This window comes from Pseudolabrys sp. (genome assembly GCF_035943735.1).
Lineage (GTDB): Bacteria > Pseudomonadota > Alphaproteobacteria > Rhizobiales > Xanthobacteraceae > Pseudolabrys.
Genome location: NZ_DASZBV010000027.1, coordinates 412,578 through 432,639 on the forward strand (window position 1 = coordinate 412,578; position 20,062 = coordinate 432,639).

The 20,062-nt window shown below is 65.7% G+C and carries 23 protein-coding genes; 9 read left to right on the top strand and 14 right to left on the bottom strand.

What is annotated here, in order from left to right; translation table 11 throughout:
* Positions 1-21 precede the first annotated feature (21 nt).
* Entirely contained in the window at positions 22-2,172 is a 2,151-nt protein-coding gene (ligA, locus tag VGV41_RS22500) for an NAD-dependent DNA ligase LigA (RefSeq protein WP_326866471.1), read from the top strand.
* Here the strand turns inward: ligA and VGV41_RS22505 are convergent.
* The 5 genes from VGV41_RS22505 to VGV41_RS22525 form a co-directional block, all read right to left on the bottom strand.
* A complete protein-coding gene (locus VGV41_RS22505) occupies positions 2,166-2,600 on the bottom strand; it encodes a hypothetical protein (RefSeq protein ID WP_326866473.1) in 435 nt (144 codons plus the stop codon). The genes ligA and VGV41_RS22505 overlap by 7 nt on opposite strands.
* 315 nt (positions 2,601-2,915) lie before the next feature.
* Positions 2,916-4,736: an aminopeptidase P family protein gene (locus VGV41_RS22510; RefSeq protein WP_326866474.1), complete on the bottom strand. Its 1,821-nt coding sequence runs from the start codon at positions 4,734-4,736 to the stop codon at positions 2,916-2,918.
* 10 nt (positions 4,737-4,746) lie between these two features.
* The gene (locus tag VGV41_RS22515; protein WP_326866475.1) at positions 4,747-5,643 is read right to left on the bottom strand and encodes a 50S ribosomal protein L11 methyltransferase; all 897 of its coding nucleotides are present in this window, start codon (positions 5,641-5,643) and stop codon (positions 4,747-4,749) included.
* Positions 5,644-5,715: 72 nt separating this feature from the next.
* A complete protein-coding gene (locus VGV41_RS22520) occupies positions 5,716-6,459 on the bottom strand; it encodes a L,D-transpeptidase (RefSeq protein ID WP_326866476.1) in 744 nt (247 codons plus the stop codon).
* Positions 6,460-6,606: 147 nt separating this feature from the next.
* Positions 6,607-7,071, bottom strand: coding sequence for a pyridoxamine 5'-phosphate oxidase family protein (locus tag VGV41_RS22525; RefSeq protein ID WP_326866477.1), 465 nt, complete (start codon positions 7,069-7,071; stop codon positions 6,607-6,609).
* A 105-nt stretch (positions 7,072-7,176) separates the two neighbouring features.
* Between VGV41_RS22525 and VGV41_RS22530 the strand changes: the two genes are divergently transcribed.
* Together VGV41_RS22530 and VGV41_RS22535 are read left to right on the top strand one after the other, a co-directional pair.
* Positions 7,177-7,449: a GlsB/YeaQ/YmgE family stress response membrane protein gene (locus VGV41_RS22530; RefSeq protein WP_326866478.1), complete on the top strand. Its 273-nt coding sequence runs from the start codon at positions 7,177-7,179 to the stop codon at positions 7,447-7,449.
* Positions 7,450-7,498: 49 nt separating this feature from the next.
* A complete protein-coding gene (locus tag VGV41_RS22535; RefSeq protein ID WP_326866479.1) occupies positions 7,499-7,810 on the top strand; it encodes a polyhydroxyalkanoic acid system family protein in 312 nt (103 codons plus the stop codon).
* Positions 7,811-7,888: 78 nt separating this feature from the next.
* Here VGV41_RS22535 and VGV41_RS22540 read toward each other — a convergent pair whose 3' ends face one another.
* The 3 genes from VGV41_RS22540 to VGV41_RS22550 all read right to left on the bottom strand — a co-directional run bounded on the left by VGV41_RS22540 (position 7,889) and on the right by VGV41_RS22550 (position 9,213).
* A complete protein-coding gene (locus VGV41_RS22540) occupies positions 7,889-8,191 on the bottom strand; it encodes a hypothetical protein (protein WP_326866480.1) in 303 nt (100 codons plus the stop codon).
* A 123-nt stretch (positions 8,192-8,314) separates the two neighbouring features.
* Positions 8,315-8,731, bottom strand: coding sequence for a CAP domain-containing protein (locus VGV41_RS22545; protein WP_326866481.1), 417 nt, complete (start codon positions 8,729-8,731; stop codon positions 8,315-8,317).
* Positions 8,728-9,213: a septal ring lytic transglycosylase RlpA family protein gene (locus VGV41_RS22550; RefSeq protein WP_326866482.1), complete on the bottom strand. Its 486-nt coding sequence runs from the start codon at positions 9,211-9,213 to the stop codon at positions 8,728-8,730. Before VGV41_RS22550 ends, VGV41_RS22545 begins: the two co-directional genes overlap by 4 nt.
* A gap of 139 nt (positions 9,214-9,352) precedes the next feature.
* Between VGV41_RS22550 and VGV41_RS22555 the strand changes: the two genes are divergently transcribed.
* From VGV41_RS22555 to VGV41_RS22565, 3 genes are read left to right on the top strand one after another with little or no spacing between them, the layout of a single operon-like run.
* Entirely contained in the window at positions 9,353-10,375 is a 1,023-nt protein-coding gene (locus VGV41_RS22555; protein ID WP_326866483.1) for a hypothetical protein, read from the top strand.
* Entirely contained in the window at positions 10,375-10,764 is a 390-nt protein-coding gene (locus VGV41_RS22560) for a HigA family addiction module antitoxin (RefSeq protein WP_326866484.1), read from the top strand. Before VGV41_RS22555 ends, VGV41_RS22560 begins: the two co-directional genes overlap by 1 nt.
* Before the next feature lie 25 nt (positions 10,765-10,789).
* On the top strand, positions 10,790-11,377 hold the full coding sequence (locus tag VGV41_RS22565) for a hypothetical protein (protein ID WP_326866486.1): 588 nt from the start codon (positions 10,790-10,792) through the stop codon (positions 11,375-11,377).
* A 131-nt stretch (positions 11,378-11,508) separates the two neighbouring features.
* On the opposite strand, the gene VGV41_RS22570 is transcribed toward VGV41_RS22565, so the two are convergent.
* The 3 genes from VGV41_RS22570 to VGV41_RS22580 form a co-directional block, all read right to left on the bottom strand.
* Positions 11,509-11,799, bottom strand: coding sequence for a type II toxin-antitoxin system HicB family antitoxin (locus VGV41_RS22570; protein ID WP_326866487.1), 291 nt, complete (start codon positions 11,797-11,799; stop codon positions 11,509-11,511).
* Between the two features lie 3 nt (positions 11,800-11,802).
* A complete protein-coding gene (locus VGV41_RS22575) occupies positions 11,803-11,997 on the bottom strand; it encodes a type II toxin-antitoxin system HicA family toxin (RefSeq protein WP_326866488.1) in 195 nt (64 codons plus the stop codon).
* Positions 11,998-12,159: 162 nt separating this feature from the next.
* A complete protein-coding gene (locus tag VGV41_RS22580) occupies positions 12,160-14,970 on the bottom strand; it encodes an ATP-dependent helicase (protein WP_326866489.1) in 2,811 nt (936 codons plus the stop codon).
* 187 nt (positions 14,971-15,157) lie between these two features.
* On the opposite strand from VGV41_RS22580, the gene VGV41_RS22585 reads away from it, so the two are divergent.
* Positions 15,158-16,156, top strand: a complete 999-nt coding sequence (locus VGV41_RS22585; protein WP_326866491.1) for an NAD(P)H-quinone oxidoreductase — start codon at positions 15,158-15,160, stop codon at positions 16,154-16,156.
* A 21-nt stretch (positions 16,157-16,177) separates the two neighbouring features.
* On the opposite strand, the gene VGV41_RS22590 is transcribed toward VGV41_RS22585, so the two are convergent.
* The 3 genes from VGV41_RS22590 to VGV41_RS22600 are packed head-to-tail and all read right to left on the bottom strand — an operon-like array spanning position 16,178 to position 18,120.
* The gene (locus VGV41_RS22590) at positions 16,178-16,612 is read right to left on the bottom strand and encodes a PaaI family thioesterase (RefSeq protein ID WP_326866492.1); all 435 of its coding nucleotides are present in this window, start codon (positions 16,610-16,612) and stop codon (positions 16,178-16,180) included.
* A gap of 38 nt (positions 16,613-16,650) precedes the next feature.
* Positions 16,651-17,154 (bottom strand): thioesterase family protein, encoded by a 504-nt coding sequence (locus VGV41_RS22595; protein WP_326866493.1) that lies wholly within the window; start codon positions 17,152-17,154, stop codon positions 16,651-16,653.
* Positions 17,155-17,160: 6 nt separating this feature from the next.
* Entirely contained in the window at positions 17,161-18,120 is a 960-nt protein-coding gene (locus tag VGV41_RS22600; RefSeq protein ID WP_326866494.1) for a C-terminal binding protein, read from the bottom strand.
* 198 nt (positions 18,121-18,318) lie between these two features.
* On the opposite strand from VGV41_RS22600, the gene VGV41_RS22605 reads away from it, so the two are divergent.
* Together VGV41_RS22605 and VGV41_RS22610 are read left to right on the top strand one after the other, a co-directional pair.
* Positions 18,319-18,456, top strand: coding sequence for a hypothetical protein (locus VGV41_RS22605; protein ID WP_326866495.1), 138 nt, complete (start codon positions 18,319-18,321; stop codon positions 18,454-18,456).
* Positions 18,457-18,553: 97 nt separating this feature from the next.
* Positions 18,554-19,978, top strand: coding sequence for an FAD-linked oxidase C-terminal domain-containing protein (locus VGV41_RS22610; protein WP_326866496.1), 1,425 nt, complete (start codon positions 18,554-18,556; stop codon positions 19,976-19,978).
* Positions 19,979-20,062 lie beyond the last annotated feature (84 nt).

The following is a 20,062-nucleotide window of genomic DNA, read 5'->3' on the forward strand; positions in this document are numbered from 1 at the left end:
CGGCGGTGTAACGTCAGTCTCATGGCCAAAGCGACAGTCCGCACCGACAAGACGCCCGTCGACCTGCTCACCAGGAAGCAGGCGGCTGAAGAACATGCGCGCCTGACCAAGGAAATCGGCGAGCACGACAAGCGCTACTACCAGGACGACCGGCCGGTCGTGACCGACGCCGAATACGACGCGCTGCGTCGGCGCTACAACGCCATCGAGGCGCGCTTCCCCGACCTGCGCACGCTGGAGTCGCTGTCGGTGAAGGTCGGCGCCGCGCCGTCCGGCCGGTTCAAGAAAGTGCGGCACGCCGTGCCGATGCTGTCGCTCGACAACGCCTTCGCCGAAGAAGACGTCGTCGACTTCGTCGGCCGCATCCGCCGCTTCCTCAAGCTCGATGACGACGCCAGACTCGACTTCTCCGCCGAGCCGAAGATCGACGGCCTGTCGATGTCGCTGCGCTACGAGGGCGGCGAGCTGGTCACCGCGGCGACCCGCGGCGACGGCCAGGAAGGCGAGGACGTCACGGCCAACATCCGCACGTTGAAGGACGTGCCGCACAAGCTCTCCGGCCGCAACATTCCGCGCGTCACCGAGGTGCGCGGCGAAGTCTACATGACCAAGAAGGCTTTCCTCGCGCTCAACGAGCGGCAGAAGGCGGCCGGCGAGCCGGTCTTCGCCAATCCGCGCAACTCGGCCGCCGGCTCGCTGCGCCAGAAGGACGCCTCGATCACCGCGTCGCGGCCGCTCGGCTTCTTCGCCTACGCCTGGGGCGAGATAAGCGAGATGCCGGAGGACACGCAGTCCGGCATGATCAAGTGGTTCGAGCGCTGCGGCTTCAAGACCAATCCGCTGACGAAGCTCGTGCACTCGACCGAGGAACTCATCGCCTTCCATCGCAAGATCGAGGAGAGCCGCGCCGAGCTCGACTACGACATCGACGGCGTCGTCTACAAGGTCGACCGCATCGACTGGCAGGAGCGCCTCGGCTTCGTGTCGCGCACGCCGCGCTGGGGCATTGCGCACAAGTTCCCGGCCGAGCGCGCGATGACGATCCTCAAGGACATCGAGGTCCAGGTCGGCCGCACCGGCGCGCTGACGCCGGTCGGCAAGCTCGACCCGGTCGGCGTCGGCGGCGTCATCGTGCAGAACGTGACGCTGCACAACGAGGACTACATCAAGGGCATCGGCGGCAAAGGCGAGAGCCTGCGCGAGGGCCGCGATATCCGCATCGGCGACACCGTCGTCATCCAGCGCGCCGGCGACGTCATCCCGCAGGTGGTCGACGTCGTCATCGACAAACGGCCGAAGGGCGCGAAGGAATATCACTTTCCGAAGAAGTGCCCGTGCCCTTTGCACACCGACGTCGTGCGCGAAGAGACGGCGACTGGCGAAGAGGGCGCGCGCGCCCGCTGCACCGGCGAGTTCGCCTGTCCGTTCCAGAAGATCCAGCATCTGATGCTGTTCGTGTCGCGCCGCGCCTTCGATATCGACGGCCTCGGCGAGAAGCAGATCGAATATTTCTTCGACCAGGGCTGGGTGAAGGAGCCCGCCGATATCTTCACGCTGCAGGCGCGCAACGCGAAGCTGAAGCTGGAAGAGATCGAGGGCTATGGCGAGACCTCGGTCAAGAACCTGTTCGACGCCATCAATGCCCGGCGCGAGATCGGGCTCGACCGTTTCGTCTATGCGCTCGGCATCCGTCACGTCGGCGAAACCACGGCGCTGGCGCTGGCGCGCGGCTACGGTTCGTGGGATGCGTTCCACGACGCCGCGCTGAAGGTCGCCAAGGGCGACGAGGAGGCGGTCGCCGAGATGGACGCGCTCGATCAGATCGGCGACACGGTGATCGAGGCTGTGCGCAGCTATTTCGGCGAGAAGCATAATCGCGACATCGTCGAGCGGCTCACGAGGCAGGTGACGATCCGCGACGCCGAGAAGCCGAAGAAGGATTCACCGATCGCCGGCAAGACCGTGGTGTTCACCGGCTCGCTGGAGAAGATGACGCGCGACGAGGCGAAGGCGACGGCCGAGCGTCTCGGCGCCAAGGCGTCAGGCTCGGTGTCGAAGAAGACGGATTATGTCGTCGCCGGTCCCGGTGCCGGCTCGAAGCTCGCGGAAGCCAAGAAGCATGGCATCCCGGTGCTCACCGAGGACGAGTGGCTGAAGCTGGTCGGTCAGTAGACCGCCGCCAGCATCATCGGCAGCAGCGACAGGACAAGCACCGCGCCCAAAGTCAGCAGGCTGGTCTCCCGCGGTGGCAGCGCATCGTGCAGTTGCGTCGAGCGTGCCCAGTAGGCGAAGAAGGCGATGGCCAGCGCCAGCAAGGCCGGAAAGATGACGGCGCCCGGTATGTGGCGCGAGCACATGTCGATGGCGATGAAGGCCGCGACCGCCGAAAAAGGAATGAGGAAGATCCAGGCGACAGCCGTCCAGCGTGGCATGGCGCCCATGATGCCGGCGACGATCACCATGATTGCGAGCAGGATCCAGAGTCCCGCGATGACGAACAGCGCCTCGAAGGCGTTGGCCATGGCCGCCTCGCCGCCGCCGGCGGTCGTATTAAGTGCGTTAGCGATCATAAGAACGTAGAGCGGGCAGGCGAGCGCCATCAGCGCGAACAGGCCGTAGGGCCGCGACGTCCCGATGTCGGTGGATGTCGAAATGCGAGCGCCCCCTGAATGCGGCGAGCCTATGCGGCCACCGCTCCAACGGCAAGCGAGGCTACAATATTGAGGCGGAAAACCTGTCTTCACCTCTCCCCGCGTGCGGGGAGAGGTCGACCCGCCGAAGCGGGAGCGAAGGCGGGTCGGGTGAGGGGGCCTTGCCGCGATTCTGAGTGGATATGCGACGCCCCCTCACCCGGCTCGCATCTCGCTTCGCTCCATGCTCGCCACCCTCTCCCCGCAACGCGGGGCGAGGGAAGGTCAGAGCGGCCTTGTCGCCGCCGCGAGCCAAGTGCGCGTCTGCTGGTCCACCAGCGGCGCGACCTCCTCGCGCACGCGCTCGTGGTAGCTGTCGAGCCAATGCCGCTCCTTCGCCGCCAGCATGCGCATATCGACGAGGCGGCGGTCGATCGGCGCGAGCGTCAGCGTTTCGAAGGCGTTGAGCGGCCTTTCGGCGCCGGCCGGCTCCGGCGCGGCGATCACCAGCACCAGGTTCTCGATGCGGATGCCGTAGGCGGCGGTTTTGTAATAGCCGGGCTCGTTCGACAGGATCATGCCCCGCCGCAACGGCACATGGCCGAGCTTGGAGATGCGCGCCGGGCCCTCGTGCACCGACAGATAGCTGCCGACGCCGTGACCGGTCCCGTGATCGAAATCGAGACCCGCCTGCCACAGCGACACGCGCGCCAGGCTGTCGAGCTGCGCGCCGGTGGTGTTCTCCGGATAGACCGCCGTGGCGATGGCGATATGGCCCTTGAGCACGCGCGTGAAGCGGTCGCGCATTTCCTCGCTCGGCTCGCCGATGACGACGGTGCGGGTGATGTCGGTGGTGCCGTCCTCGTACTGCGCGCCGGAATCGATGAGGAACAGCTCGTTCAGTCCGAGCTTGCGATTGCTGTCGCGCGTGACGCGGTAGTGCACGATTGCCGCGTTTGGCCCGGCGCCGGAGATCGTCGGAAACGACACGTCCTTGAGGAGCCCGGTGTCGCGGCGGAAGCTCTCCAATGCGGCGACGGCATCGATCTCGGTGAGCGTGCCCTTTGGCGCCTCGCGGTCGAGCCAGGCGAGGAAGCGCGTCACCGCCGCGCCATCACGCAGATGCGCGGCGCGCGTGCCGGCGATCTCGGCGTGGTTCTTCACCGCTTTCATCAAGGTGATCGGATCGGCGGCGCGCGTCGGCTTGCCGCCGTGTTCGCTGACGATCCTGGACAGGGCGTCGGCGGCGCTCGCCTGATCGAGCCGCACGATCTTGTCCTTGAGGGCCGCGAGGTCGCGCGTCAGGTCGTCGGGCGCGCCGATATCGGCGATGTCTTCGAGTGCCGCGCGCACGGCGTTGTCGAGCTTCTTCGGTTCGACATAAAGGCGCGGGCGGCCCTCGCGCGGGATCACGGCGAAGGCGAGCGCCAGCGGCGTATGCGCGATGTCGGAGCCGCGGATGTTGAAAGTCCACGCGACGTTCTGCGAATCGGAGACGACGAGCACATCGGCCTTCGGTCTGTCGAGCTCGGCACGCACGCGCTTCAGCTTGTCGGCGGCGCTCTCGCCGGCGAACTTGATGTCGCGCAGCGTGACCGGTCCCGACGGCGGCGCCGGGCGATTGCGCCACAGCACATCGATCGGATTGCTGTCGACCGCGACAAGTTCTGCGCCGGCATCGGCCGCCGCCTGCTTCAGGCGTTCGACGCCCTCGCTCGTATGCAGCCACGGGTCGTAGCCGATCTTGTCGCCCGCTTTCGCGTTCTTCGCCAGCCATTGGCTCGGCGGCATGTCGACGAGATGCTCGATGGCGAATACCGCCTTGTCGACCTGTGCATCGGCCTGCACGGTGTAGCGGCCGTCGACGAACATGGCGGCCTTGTCGATGAGCACGACCGCGGCGCCGGCCGAGCCGGTGAAGCCGGTCAGCCAGGCCAGCCGTTCCTCGCTCGCCGGCAGATATTCGTTCTGCTGCCGGTCGGCGCGCGGCACGACGAAGCCGCTAAGACCGCGCCGCTTCAGTTCGGTGCGCAAGGCGGCGACGCGGTCCGCACTCTCGGCGCGTTCGCTGGCATCCTCGAAGGTCTGGAACCTGGCTTCGAACATGGCCGGCACTCTAACGGCCTCGGCCACGCGCGCAACCGCCGCGCCTGAGCACCAAAGTCATCCAGCCGTCGAGCGGAATGCGGCGTTCGAGATGGAAGCCCTGCGCCGCGTAATGCGCTAGCGCCGCATTGGCATGCGACGGCAACAGCCCGGACAGCACCACGCGCGCGTTCGCCGCGGCGAGTTTCCGGATCGGCACGGCCAAGCGGGTGAGGGGGCCGAGGAGGATATTGGCGAAGATCAGATCGAACGGTCCCGCGACCGTGATGGCGCGGGCGCTGGCGCCGGGCGCGTGGATGAAGGCGATGTGCGGCGCGCCATTGAGCCGCGCGTTGTTGCGCGCGGCGTTCACCGCCACGCGATCGATGTCGCTGGCGATGACGCGGGTACGCAGGCGCTTGGCGGCCGCGATGGCGAGCACGCCCGAGCCGGTGCCGATGTCGAGCACGCGCGCGAAGCGCCGCCGCCGCGCCAGGTCGTCGAGCGCCAGCAGACAGCCGCGCGTGGTGCCGTGATGGCCGGTGCCGAAGGCGAGCGCCGCCTCGATCTCGATGCCGATGTCATTCGCATGTACGCGGTCGCGGTCATGCGAGCCGTGCACGAGGAAGCGGCCGGCGCGCACGGGCTTCAACCCCTCGAGGCTCTGCCGTACCCAGTCGGTGTCGCTAACCTGTTCGAAGCGCAGGGCCTGCGCCGCGTCGTTTCCCGCGGCCAGCGCGACCAGATCGCGCAGGCGCGCTTCGTCGGGTGCGCCCTGCACGTGCACGGCGACTTCCCATTGGCCGCGCTCGTTTTCGAAGGCGGCGCAGGCGGCCTCCTCGGCGTCGAGGCTTTCGGCAAGGTAGGAAGCGACCCGGCGGGCGGTCTTCTCGTCGCAGGTCAGGCGGGCCGCAATGGTTTCGGTCATGCCGGCCGAAGGTGGCCGGAGTTCCGTTGCCGCGCAATGGGATCGCGCGGCGACGGCACAAGAATCCGGCGGTCAGCGCCCGAAGAAGAACGGGAAGGGCGCCGGCCGGTTGTCGTCATTGTCGTTGCGATAGACCCGCTGGAAACGCTGCCGCGTCGCGTAGCGCTGGTCGTCGTCGTTTTGCGGCTGCACGGCGTAGCGCGGGCCGTCATTCGATTGCGGGTATTGCGGCTGCGCGTAGTAACCGCCATTGCCGCCATTGCCGTAGCTACGCGAATAGGTGTTGGCCGGCGGCACGGAGCCGGTCGTGTCGTCCTGATCGGGCTCGATCGACATCGGCCGCCCGGCGGAGCCGCGGCTCGCAACCAGCGCGCCGCCGGTCGGGATATGCCCGTCGAGCACGACCTTGGTGTGGGGCATGCCCTCTTCCTTCACCAAGTCCCACAGCGTCTTGGCGTGCGCGACCGACAAGCGCACGCAGCCATGCGACACCGGCCGCCCGATCGACTTCTCGTAGGTGCCGTGGACGGCGTGTCCCTTGTCGTCGAAGAACATCGCGTAGGGCATCGGCGCGTTGTCGTACTCCTCGCTGTGATGGTCCTTGTCCATGCGGTTCGGCTTGAACGAGCCGGACGGCGTGTCGTAGTGGGCTCCGCCGGTCGACACCGGCCAGACATAACGCGGCACGCCGTCGACGCTGACGGTCATGCGCTGCAAGGTCTTGTCCACGTGGATAAGGATGTCGGCAGACGCCGGCGCGGTCAGCGCGACGAGGAATGTGGCGGCGGCAAGCGCGCCCAGCCGACGGATACGCATTTGGATACTCCCGAAACCAGCCCAACTCAGGACGACCCTTGGCTGTGGCCAAGGCCCGATTAAGGCGATCACAGGAAATTCAATGCTTTGGCGGCGCTGGCGTTCCGCGCCGCACCATGCCTCCTTCGCAGGGGGTCTGAAGCCGCCTCACATGAACGGCTTGCCGCGGACGTCGATCGCCTTCTCGATCCTGACCAGCGCACCGATGCCGGCGTCGGCGCCGGCATGTGTCTGCTCGCGGGGCAGCAGCATGGAGAAGATCTTGTCGTGCACCGGCCCGCTCTCGTGCAGTTCGACCGTGCCGAAGAAGCGCAGGAAGCCGGATTCGAGGACGCCGTCGCGCTGCGCCTTGAAGCTCGAATACATGATGCAGACGCGGCGGTCGTGGCCGAGGTTCTCGAGCACCGCGCGCTTGGAGCGCTCCCACCAGGCGAGGTGCTGGTCGTCGTAGACGATCATGCTGCCTTTGGGCGTGATATTGGGCCCGAGCGGGCCGGAGGTGGCGACGAGCAGCGGATAGCCGTCGTCCCAAGCGTTGCGGATCAGGGTCTTCAGGGTGTCGGAGAAGGGCATGGGGTTCTCGTGCGGCGGAAGGGCCGCCAGCATGGCCATCGCCGGCCTCCCGTCAAGCCGGATGGAACTTTGGGGGTGGGTTACGAGTTCCTCCGGCCGCGGTCCTGCGCCGATACTGGCGCAGTCCATCACAGGGGGGAAATCATGAATTTCAGCGATCAAGGCATTCTGGTCATCCTGCTGGTCGGCCTGGTGGCCGGCTGGCTCGCCGGCAAGATCGTGCGTGGCGCCGGCTTCGGCGTGATCGGCGACATCTGCATCGGCATCGTCGGCGCCTTCATCGCCAGCTGGCTGCTGCCGCGGCTGCACATCGGGCTCGGCGCCGGCCTCGTGCGCGAGATCATCGACGCCACGATCGGCGCGGTGATCCTGCTGCTCATCGTCCGCCTGGTGTCCGGCGGCGGCCGCCGGTGGTGATCGCGGCGGCGGCGCCTACATGACGGGAGCAGTCCGCCGGGAGTCCGCCATGTCCGAGCCGCTCGTCGTCAATATTCCGCACCGCCTCGGCAAGGACGAGGCGGTGCGCCGCATCCGCGACGGCCTCGGCCGCGCCAAGAGCGAGTTCGCCATGCTGATCACGCTGGAGGACGAGCGCTGGGACGGCGACACGCTGCATTTCGCCTGCAAGTCGCTGGGCCAGCGGGCGCACGGCACGATCGCCGTCTATGACGGCGCCGTGCGCGTCGAGGTGCGGCTGCCCTGGCTGCTGCAGCGCTTCGCGCAAGCCGCGCAGCGCGTCATCGGCCGGAAGGGCCAGTTGATGCTGGAGAAGAAGTGACGGCGGCGAAAGCCGCAGGCTTTCGGCGCTGTCATCCCCGGGCTTGACCCGGGGATCCCGATCAACGGGGCAGAGCCTTCACCGCTTCTTCTTCGCCGGCGCCAGCGCCTGCTCGATCGTGCGCGGCCGCTTGGCCCCGATCACCTGCGCGGTGCAGGGCTTATCCGGCGCGCAGGTGACGAGGCAGTCGGTGCCCTTGCCGCCCTTGCAGTCGGTGCCGCAGCCGTAGCGGTCCGTGCCCGGCGAGAACGAGCCGCCGACATTGGTGCAAATCTTCTGCAATTCGTCGGCGCTGGCCTTGGGCAGCCTGATGTCGCTCGCATGCGCGACGCCAAGCAGGAGTGTGCCGCTCAGCACGAGCAGCGCGGTCAAAGTCCGCATGATCGAAAAATCCCCGGAAACGCGTCTCCCCGGGCGGGGATTATAGGCGCGTGCGGGCGCGGGGATAGTGGGCGCGGATAGTCACGCGCGCAGGCGCTGCGCTGCGCCCGGGACACGAGGCCCTTAATTCCCCATCTCCAGCACCCAGTAGGTCTGGCCGTTGGCGCCGCGCGCCGAGGCGAGGCCGTAATGCGTGACGCCCTTCATCAGCATGTTGCGGCGGTGGCCGGGCGAGCGCGCCCACATGCGGATGACGCAGTCCTGCGTGCCGCACCCATAAGCGACGTTCTCCGCCGCCATCGTCGACCTCGACAGCCGGCTGCGGAAGCCGTCGTGGTCGAGATGCTGGCGCGCGGCGAGATCGTGCGCGTGCGCGGAGGCCGCGCCGGCCATCGCCGAACTCACGTGCAGCGGCGGCAGATGATGCTCGCGGCGAAACGCATTGAGATCGAGGGCGGCAGCCGGCGTGACGAGCGCGAGGCACGCGGCCGCGGCGAGGATCGCGCGCAACGGCCGCACGGCGCGCAGCGGCGTCGTCACGGGATCGCGCCGGCCGTTTCCTGCGCGGTCATCACCTTGGCCGCGCCGGTCGTCACGCAGAGATATTGCGCGCCGCTCATGCCGAGCCGGTGCGCGGCGCCGCGCGCCAGATCGAGCCGCGCGCCCTGCGCGAAGGCGACGCCGTAGGGGCCGCGGTCGTTGATGCGCACGGTGACCGAGCGGCCGTTATGCGGATTGACGACGGTGAGATGCGTGCCGAGCGGCCAGGTGCGCGCCGCCGCGGTGTTGCCGTTGGCGTCGAAGGCTTCGCCGGTCGCGGTGCGCTTGCCGGTCCAGTAATAGCTGGCGAGGATTTCCTCGCCCGAGCATTTGCCGGTGCGCTTGACGTATTTGTGCACGGTGCGCCAGCCGCCGGCATTCGCCTGCGCGGTGGCGCCGAAAATCGCGGCCGTTGCGATCAGCGCCGCTGTCGCGGCGCGTGACGCAAAGTGGTACGATTTGCAGGATTTTGTCCCCATCATGGGATGGGAACTAGCGGGTCAATAAGGGCGAGAACAAGGCGGAAAGGAGGTGGTGGTAGGGGGGTAGGGTCAAATCGGGGGGCTGGTGAGCAAGTCGCAACTCGGTTGACTAATGCAATCAGGAGCATTACAAGTATGCATGCTTTCGACGCGGGTGATAACTGAAAGATTAGATCTGGAAGCGGTTCGGCTAGCGCGCCGCGCTGCGATCGCGCATGACATAGGTCATCGGGATTTTTTCGATCCGAACGCGCGCTTCTCCTATCCGATAGTAATTCCGGAGTTTCTTCAAAACTCTCCGGATGCCGTCGACGATGTCTTCAATGTCTCGAATGTATTAGCGTTCGCCGACGTTCTTAGCCCGTTCCGCGCGACGATAGTTCGTGCAGATGAGGATTGGCTATATCTACCGACCCTTCATCAAAGCGGAACTGGTTGCGTATTAAATGGCTTCGTTTCATCTCAGAAGCTGCACAATCCCAGACAGTTTTGGAGTTTCTTTTATGAGATCGACAACGCGCATCGACTGACATTCTCATATGAGGCGATTTCTGGAAAATCTTTATCTGCGCTCTCTTTGGCCTCGGAGGTTAAGCCGCACTGGGCTGACTTTGACCAAGTATTTCATATCTCCACGAAAGAAATTGAGTCTTTTTGGGAAGAGGCCGCACTACGATATGCAGATCGTTTCTCGTCGCTGTACGAGATGGTGTCGGCGCTGCAAGCGATCTTTTCGGAAAAGATATATCGGATTGCGCGCATCCGGGCTCGCTTTCGGAGCGCGTCAGGTGCCAGCGATCTAGATAGTTCGCCAAACACGCACCGTTGGGTTCTGACTCATTCATTACGCACCGGAGTTTCTCCGCCTGAGAAGAGCGAGTGTCCCTCGTTCACCTGTTCTCAACCGGAGACTTCAAATGTTGTACTTTGGAAATCGGTCTGCGCGCGACGTATGCGCGGTTGGCGCGGCCAAAAACGTGCCGACGTATGTCGCTGCGAAGGCGGCGCGTCAATTCGACATTCTCGCTGCCGCGACAAATCTCGACGACGCGCGATTTGCGGGTCATGGGCGTATCGCAAAACGTGCGCGGTCAAAGCCTGCTCGCTATTACATTCACGTCATCGATCGGTGGTGGATCACCTTCGAATGGATGCGGCGTGATGCGATTGACGTTCGCTTGGAACAAAAGTGAGGAAGCAGGGAAAAAGATGAAGTCGGAAATGGCTGTATCGCGCCGACCTGCTACGCCTGGTGAAATTCTTCATGATGATTTCTTGGAGGAGCATGGTATTACCCAAGAAGAGTTTGCCAAGAAGATCGGCGTTTCACGTTTAAGTGTAAATCAAATTGTGGGTGGAAAGCGGTCAATTACGGCGGCTATGGCATTGCGAATTGCAAAGGCAACGGGAACGACACCGGAGCTGTGGCTTAATCTGCAAATGAATGTCGACTTGTATGATGCTGCGCTTGGATTAAGAAGGGACTTACAACAAATATCCCCGCTTGCCCAAAAATCAAAGAAAGCCGATCTATCGATCGGTGAAGAGTGAAGGCGCAGATTGCGGGTGTATCGTTATGGCTATTGCCAATGATGCTGAGTTGATACGAGCCGTCTCGACGGCTGGGCGTCTCGTGCAGGAAATACAGGACTATTGCGGTCGCTCGGCACGCGATAACTCAAGAATTAATTTTCCTCGCGGCTTAATTGGAACGGCGGAGCAATATCGGAACCTTTGTCCCTCGTACCTCAGCCAAAGGCAGAAATCCAGCTGCGCATACGGATTTATGTATATTGATGTAGTTTGGTGGCTATTGGCGCGAACTGACTTGTCGGGCATTGCGAAGGAAATGACGATCAAGTCGGCGATCATAACGCTTGGGACCGTCCTTGAGGCTGTGCTTCACATTCCCGGGCAAGGCATATTCGCTTCGATGGCGGGCGTTAAGAAGAGACTCGATCGGGCAACTATACGCGGATGGCTCTCTGAACAAGAGCGCGATAGCCTGAAACAGCTGTGGGATCATCGCAATAACGTTCATATTCGCCTTTTGGATACCCATGAATTTGACAAGTACCGATCAGAGCATTTTAATGAGCCTCGTCAGGCACTGAAAGCGCTTATGGCGAATTTGAAGTCTTGGGATGAGGCGGGGCGCCGGTAGCCTCACACCCTCTCCACAAAACTATCCACCACCCGCTTTTCCCCCGCCTTGTCGAAGCGGATGGTCAGCTTGTTGCCGTCGACGGCGGTGACATTGCCATTGCCGAACCTGAGGTGGAGGGCGCGGTCACCTTACTCGGCCGCTTCCGCCTTGGCGCGGAACGGCACGGCCGCGACGACCGCGTCGGCGGCGTCCTCCTGGAATTCGACATTTGAGCGAAGCTCGTCGATGGTGCGCGGCGAGGGCAGGCCCTTGCGGCCGTTGCTCTCCCAATCCTCGGCGGCGAATTCCAGCGCCTCGGCGGCGTGCTGCATCGCTTCGTCGATGCTGTCGCCGGCGGTGACCACGCCCGGCAGATCGGGGAACGACACGCCGTAGCTACTGTCGGCATCCTTGTGGATCAGGGCGATGTAGTAGGGCATCGGTCAGTCCTTCGGCCAGCCGGCCTGCTTATAGATGCTGCGCACGGTGCCCGGCGGCAAGTCGCGCTTCGGATGCGGCACGATGACCATCAGGCGCTTCGCCGGGTGCACATATTTGTGGTGCGATCCCTGCACCGACTTCAATTCGAAGCCGTCGTCCAGCAGCCTGCGAACGATATCACGGCTGTCGCGGAGCAAGGGAGCCCCCGTTTTTCACCTCTCCCCGCGGGCGGGGAGAGGTCGGTTCGCCGGAGCATAGCGCAGGCGAACCGGGTGAGGGGGCGTTTCCGCGAGTCTGAGCGCTGTCTCTGCCCCTCACCCCGACCCTCTCCCCGCAGGGCGGGGAGAGGGAGAAGCCCCTCACACCCTCTCCACAAAACTATCCACCACGCGCTTTTCCCCCGCCTTGTCGAAGCGGATGGTCAGCTTGTTGCCGTCGACGGCGGTGACGTTGCCGTTGCCGAATTTGAGGTGGAAGACGCGGTCGCCGACGGCGTAGGCCGAGGCGGTGCCGGTCGATTTGGCGATCAGCTCGCCTTCGATGGTCAGGGGGGCGCGTTTGGGTGCGCGGGCGGCGCCGTGCGCACGGCCACCCCTCTCCCTGTCCCTCTCCCCCAAGGGGAGAGGGGACGCTGTGGTGCCGCCGTGCCCGTCCTCATCGTATTCGTCGCGCTGGTCGAACACGCCGTCCGGCGTGTCGCCGTCAGGGCCGCCGCGGCGGCCCGTCTTGCCGTAAGGCGCGCCGTTCTCCGAGAAGCCGCCCTTACCCTTGCGCGCCTGCGCGCGCTGCCAGCCGGGCGTCGAATAGGACGAGCCGAACGCGCCCATCTCGTCGAAGCGGCTCGGGCCGTAGCCCGACATGCCGAAGCCGCCGGTGCCGCCGGCCGCCTCCTTCACCTCGACATGCTGCTCCGGCAGCTCGTCGAGGAAGCGCGACGGCACGTTCGACGTCCACAGGCCGTGGATGCGCCGGTTGGCGGCGAAATAGATCTTCGCCCGCCGGCGCGCGCGGGTGAGGCCGACATGCGCCAGCCGCCGCTCTTCCTCGAGGCCGGCGCGGCCCTGGTCGTCCAGCGAGCGCTGGTGCGGAAACAAGCCTTCCTCCCAGCCGGGCAGGAACACGGTGTCGAATTCCAGCCCCTTGGCCGAGTGCAGCGTCATGATGTTGACCGACTGCTCCTGCTCGCCGCGGTCGGTGTCCATCACCAGCGAGATGTGTTCGAGAAAGCCTTGCAGGTTCTCGAACTGCTCCATCGACTTGACCAGCTCTTTCAGGTTTTCGAGCCGGCCGGCGGCGTCGGCGGAGCGGTCCTTCTGCCACATCTCGGTGTAGCCCGACTCGTCGAGCACGATCTCGGCCAGCTCCGTGTGCGGCAGCTTGTCCTTCTGCTCGCGCCAGCGCGCGAAGTTGTCCATCAGGCCGCGCAGCGCGCCGCGCGCTTTCGGCTTCATCTCGTCGGTGGCGGAGATGCGGTCGGCCGCCTCGGTCATCGGAATGCGCTGCTTGCGCGCATAATCGTGCAGCATCTGCACGGTGGCGTCGCCGAGGCCGCGCTTCGGCGTGTTGACGATGCGCTCGAAGGCGAGGTCGTCGGCGGGCTGCGCGATCACGCGCAGATAGGCGAGCGCGTCGCGGATCTCGGCGCGCTCGTAGAAGCGCGGGCCGCCGATGACGCGGTAGGGCAGGCCGAGCTGGATGAAGCGGTCTTCGAACTCGCGCATCTGGAACGAGGCGCGCACCAGAATGGCGATCTCGTCGAGCGGATGGTCCTCGCCGCGCTCGCGTGCGGCGCGTTGCAGGCCCTCGATCTCCTCGCCGATGGCGCGGGCTTCTTCCTCCGAGTCCCAGGCGCCGGTGACCTGCACCTTCTCGCCGTCCTCGTCCTCAGTGCGGAGTGTTTTTCCGAGCCGGCCTTCGTTGTGGGCGATGAGCTGCGAGGCGGCGGCAAGGATGTGGCCGGTGCTGCGGTAATTTCGCTCGAGCCGGATGACCTTGGCGCCGGGGAAGTCATGGTCGAAGCGCAGGATGTTATCGACCTCCGCGCCGCGCCAGCCATAGATCGACTGGTCATCGTCACCGACGCAGCAGATGTTTTTTTGCTCCCTCGCCCCGCTTGCTGCCTGCTCCCTCTCCCCGCTTGCGGGGAGAGGGTCGGGGTGAGGGGCACTTTTTTCGGGTGCATCCCACGTATCTTCGAGGCTCACCCCCTCACCCGGCTCGCCTTCGCTGCGCTCAGGCGATCCACCCTCTCCCACGAGGGGAGAGGGTAACGGAGTATGCCGCGCGCTCTCCTCACCCTCTCCCCCTGTGGGAGAGGGTGCCGAGCCGCGCAGCGGCGAGGCGGGTGAGGGGGACGGCGCACTCTGCGACAGCAACCGCAGCCACAGATACTGCGCCACGTTCGTGTCCTGGTACTCGTCGACCAGGATGAATTTGAACCGGCTCTGGTACTGCCGCAGCACGTCCGGGTGCTGGCGGAACAGGCGGATGCATTCGAGCAGCAGGTCGCCGAAGTCGGCGGCGTTGAGCGTCTTCAGCCGGTCCTGATAGGCCTGATAGAGCTTCCGGCCCTTGCCGTTGGCGAAGCTCGCCGCCTCGCCGGCCGGCACCTGATCGGGGGTGAGGCCGCGGTTCTTCCAGCCGTCGATCAGGCCGGCCAGCATGCGCGCCGGCCAGCGCTTCTCGTCGAGCTTCTCGGCTTCGAGCAACTGCTTCATCAGGCGGACCTGGTCGTCGACGTCGAGGATGGTGAAGTCGGATTTGAGCCCGACCAGCTCGGCGTGGCGACGCAGGATCTTGACGCCGATCGAGTGGAACGTGCCCATCCACGGCATGCCCTCGACGACGTGGCCGACCATGGTGCCGACGCGCTCCTTCATTTGGCGCGCCGCCTTGTTGGTGAAGGTGACGGCGAGGATCTGCGAGGGGTGGGCGCGGCCGAGGGTGAGGATGTGGGCGATGCGCGTCGTCAGCACGCGGGTCTTGCCGGTGCCGGCGCCGGCCAGCACCAGCACAGGCCCGTCCAGGGTCTCGACCGCCTCGCGCTGCTCCGGGTTGAGTTCATGACCGAAGGGCATGTTTCCGGCCCGCGCCGCCATGGCGCGCGCCCCAATCCCGCCCGCAGCGGGTTGGCGCGATGGAACAGGGTCGTGACGCTTGGGCTCTGACATTTTGCTCGGAAAGGAGGAGGAGGGCGCATCGAGCGCCCGCAATGATTCTGTCTAGGGCAAAGATGGCATTCGTGGGGGGCGATTTCGAGGTGCCGCGCTCGCAGGGGGCCTATTCGGCGCGGATTTCGCGGGAAAATCGCGTGGGCACGTGGAAAAACCGCGGTGCCGGCGTGCTAAAGGAGCCGGCATGAGCACGAACCCGACCATTCCCCGCACCATGCTCGCTGTCGTCGCGCCGCCGCCGGGCGGTCCTGAAGCTCTGCAAGTCGTCGAGCGGCCGGTGCCGAAGCCCGCCTGCGGCGAAGTATTGATCAAAGTCGGGGCAGCCGGCGTGAATGGCGCGGATTTATCGCAGCGGCGCGGCAAATACCCGCTGCCGCCGGGCACGCCCGACATTCTCGGCCTGGAATGCGCCGGCACCGTCGTCGCCGTCGGCGACGGGGTGACGGAATGGGCCGTCGGTGCGCAAGTGTGCGCGTTGCTCATTGGCGGCGGCTACGCGGAATATTGCGCGGTGCCGGCCGTGCAGTGCCTGCCGATCCCGGCCGGCGTCAGCCTCGTCGAGGCGGCCGGCCTGCCGGAAGTGGCGATGACCGTGTGGAGCAACGTGTTCGAGATCGGCCGGCTGGCGCCGGGCGAGACCATCCTCGTGCACGGCGGCGCCAGCGGCATCGGCACGCACACGATCCAGCTCGCGCACAGACTCGGTGCGCGCGTGCTCGCCACAGCGGGGACAGACGCCAAATGCCGGCGCTGCGAAGAGCTCGGCGCGGTCAAGGCGATCAATTACAGGACGCAGGACTTCGTCGCGGAAGCGCGCCGCGTCGGCGCGGTCGACGTCATCCTCGACATGGTCGGCGGCGACTACATCCAGCGCGGGCTCGAATTGCTGGCGCCGGGCGGGCGTCTCGTGATGCTGGCGCTCAAGCAGGGCGCCAGGCTCGAGCTCGACTGCGGCCTCATCCAGGGCCGGAATTTGTATCTCACCGGTTCGCGTCTGCGCCCGCGCCCGATCGCAGAGAAGGGCCGTCTCGTGTCCGCCGTGCGCAAGGCGGTGTGGCCGCTGATCGAAAGCGGCGAGATCAAGCCGATCGTGGACTCGACATTCCCGCTGCGCGGCGTGGCGGACGCGCACCGCCGCATGGAAAGCGGCGAGCACGTCGGCAAGGTGATACTCGTCCTCTAGACGCGCCTGCGCGGCCTGTCGTTACGACACGCCCAGCGTTTTCCAAATGCCTTTTGCGGTTGCCACTACGCGCGTGCCGACCACAAGATCGGCGTTCATGAAAATCAAAGCGCGGGTGCGGCGGACGACCTCGCATTTCGCCTCGACGAACTCGCCGATCTGCACCGCATCGACGAAATGCATGTCGAGCTGAACGGTCGCCTGCGGCCGTTTGCCGTTGGCGTACCAGCACGCCATGCCCATCGAGCGGTCGGCGAAGGTCATCAGCATGCCGCCCTGCACGACGTGGCGGCGATTGTGGTGCTTGGGTTCGGCGAGGAAGGCGTACTCGTAGCTGTCGCCCGCCTTGCGCGCCCAGAATGGACCGACCAGGCCGATGAAGCCTTCGTGGCCGTAGGGCTCCCAACCGGCGGCCGCGGGATCGAAAGGCGGCACGGCAGGCTTGTCGTTCGACATGAATCGTCTCGCTTGCAAACGGAGGGAAGAAGAAGCCGTCAATCGCGGCCGGGCATTGCAATCCGCCGGCCCGCCGCTTCCGGGCGCGGCAGCCGCTCGTGCGCCGCCTTCATCGCCGCCAGCGAGCGCATCACCGAATCGGGGAACGGCGCGACTTTCTTGGCCATCATGTCGACGTGCAGCGTCATGTTCTCCGACGTCGCCGACACCCAGCCTTCGGTGGCGTGGAACAGCTGCTCGAAATAGTGGATGCGCTTGGCATCGTAGCCGAGCAACTGGAAGGTGACTCGCACCGGGTCGCCTTGCTTCAGCTCGCGCACGTAGCGCACGTGCACTTCGGCGGTGAAGGTCGAATGCCGGTGCTGCTTGAGGTAATCGAGACCAACACCTATGAGCTCGTAGGCCTCGTCCACCGCGCGGTCGAACAGCACGTTGTAATAGGCCATGTTGAGATGGCCATTGTAGTCGATCCACTGCGGCTCGACCGTCATGATCGACGAGACGAAGGGGGCGAAGAACAGCGGTTCGGGTCGGTCGAGCATCGCGCCTCAGGCTGAGATCGGGTAGACGGCTTTCTCGCCGCTCAGCACGCGGGCGACGTCGCTGGCGCACTTGCTCTGCAATTCCTCCAGCGCTTCTATCGAATAGAACGCCGTGTGGGGCGAGACGATCACGTTGTCGCGGCCGAGCAGCGGCGAATCCTTGGCGAGCGGCTCCGTCGCAACGACGTCGAGGCCGGCGCCGCCCACCTGGCCGGCGTCAAGCGCGGCGATCAGCGCCGGCTCGTCGATCAGCGGCCCGCGCGCCGTGTTCACAACGTAGGCCCCCTTCTTCATTTTGGCGAAGGCATCGGCGTTCATCATGCCACGCGTCTGCGCCATCAACGGCGCGTGCACTGAGACATAATCCGAGCGCTGCAGCAGCGTGTCGAAATCGACGCTCTCGACATTGGCCGCCTTGAACAACTCCGCCTTGGCGAAGGGATCGTAGGCGATGACCTTGATGCGGAAGGTCTGAGCCTTCGGCGCCACGAGGCGCGGGATGTGGCCGAAGCCGACGAGGCCGAGCACGGTGCCCTCGATGCGGCGGATCGGCACCACGGCCGGCATCTCCCAGCGGCCGGCCTGCACCAGTTTGTTCGACAGCGGCACCTTGCGGATCAGCGACAGCAGCAGCGCCATCGTGTGGTCGGACACTTCGCGGATGCAGTAGTCCGGCACGTAGTTGACGGCGATGCCTTTTTCCTTCGCCGCCGGCAGGTCGATGTTGTCGACGCCGAGGCCGAAGCGGCCGATCGCCTTGCATTTCGTCAACTGGCCGATGATCTCGCGCGTGATCTTGGCGTAGGTAATAAGGAGGGCGTCGGCGTCCCTTGCGACGGCGAGGATGTCGTCGGCGCTCGCGCTCTTCGCCATTCGATAGGTCGGATTGAGCCGCGCCAGCGCCGCCTTGGCAGGGTCGAGGGTGGGAAACACGCTGTCGGTGACGGCGATTACGGGGCCGGCCATTGCGAACTCCAGTTTGGGCGATTGAGAACGGGGCGAAAACCTACGCCAGCCGAATTTGCCCGTCCATCGGGCAGGGAACCCGGCATCCGATACAGAACCGTCCACAGGGCCGGCTCCGGCGTTAACCAAACATTAAGTATACCGCCGCCGCGCCAGTGTCCTTGGCTATCCTGAGCGCAAGTCAAAGGAGACGGGGCAATGCTCGTCCGGCTTGCGCGAGCGCTGTATCTGCTGTTCGTGGTGGCGATGATCGCGTTTTATGCGGCGTCGGCGACCAACAGCGTGCCCGCGAAAAACAGCGCCCCGGAAATCCAGGGTCCCTTCGAGTGGTGCTAGCGCCACGCGCAGCGGGATTATCTCCCACCGCTCCTGTGCGCTTGACCTGACCCGGACGACCCGCCACACGTTGCCCGCTCTTCGAGGGACAACAAGTATGGCAGGCGCTACGGCCGCTCCCGGCGACACACGGAACTCTCGCGATCCCGCGGCGCGCGCCGCCGGCGTCGCCGCACTGTCCGCCGCCTTCGGCAATCGCGTGGTCACCTCGCAGGCCGTGCGCGAGCAGCACGGCAACACGCTGACCTGGATCCCCAACCAGCCGCCCGACGCCGTCATCTATCCGCAGAGCACGGAGGACGTGCAGCGCATCGTGCGCATCTGCGCCGAGCACGATCTGCCGATCATCCCGTTCGGCGTCGGCTCGTCGTTGGAAGGTCACGTCAATGCGCCGGAGGGCGGCGTCTCCATCGACTTCCGCGACATGAACAAAGTGCTGACCGTGCACGCCGAGGACCTCGACTGCGTGGTCCAGCCCGGCATCACGCGCAAGGCTCTCAACGAACAGCTGCGCGACTCAGGGCTCTTCTTCCCGATCGATCCCGGCGCCGACGCCTCGCTCGGCGGCATGGCGGCGACGCGCTGCTCCGGCACCAATGCGGTGCGCTACGGCACGATGAAGGACAACGTGCTGTCGCTGAAGGTCGTGCTCGCCAACGGCGAGGTTATCGACACGGCGCGGCGGGCGAAAAAGACTTCGGCCGGCTACGACCTGACGCGGCTGATGATCGGCGCCGAGGGCACGCTCGGCGTCATCACGCAATTGACGTTGAAGCTGTCCGGCATCCCCGAGGCGATCTCGGGCGGCATCTGTCCGTTCCCCTCGGTCGAGGCCTGCTGCAACACCGCCATCCATACCATCCAGTCCGGCATCCCGATCGCGCGCATCGAACTGCTCGATGCCTTGCAGGTGCGCGCCGTCAATCTGCATTCCAAGCTCGGCCTGCCCGAGACGCCGATGCTCTTCCTCGAATTCCATGGCACCGACGCCTCGGTCGCCGAGCAGTCGCAGCGTTTCGGCGAAATCGCGGCCGAATTCGGCGGCGGTCCGTTCACCTGGACGACACGGCCGGAGGAGCGCACGCGGCTCTGGGAGGCGCGGCATCACGCCGCGATGTCGTGTCTCGCGCTGCGGCCGGGCTCCGCCTTGGTCGCCACCGACGTCTGCGTGCCGATCTCGCGGCTGGCCGATTGCGTGACCGAGACGCAGGCCGACATCGCTGCCAGCCGGCTGCTGGCGCCGATCGTGGGTCATATCGGCGACGGAAATTTTCATCTGTCGCTGCTGGTCGACACCAAAGACGCCGACGAAGTCGCGCGCGCCAAGGCGCTCTCGGAACGGCTGGTCGAGCGGGCGCTGGCGATGGACGGCACCTGCACCGGCGAGCACGGCGTCGGGCAGGGCAAGATGAAGTACCTGCTTGCCGAGCACGGGCCCGCGGCGCTCGCCGCGATGGCGGCGATCAAGACGGCGCTCGACCCGCAGAATCTGATGAATCCGGGCAAGATCGTCGCCATCTGAGGGGCCGGTACCGCTAAGGTCGTCACGTCCGGCCGGTTCGCGCGGCCGGCTGTCGCGCCGGTGCGGCACCCCGACACACATTTG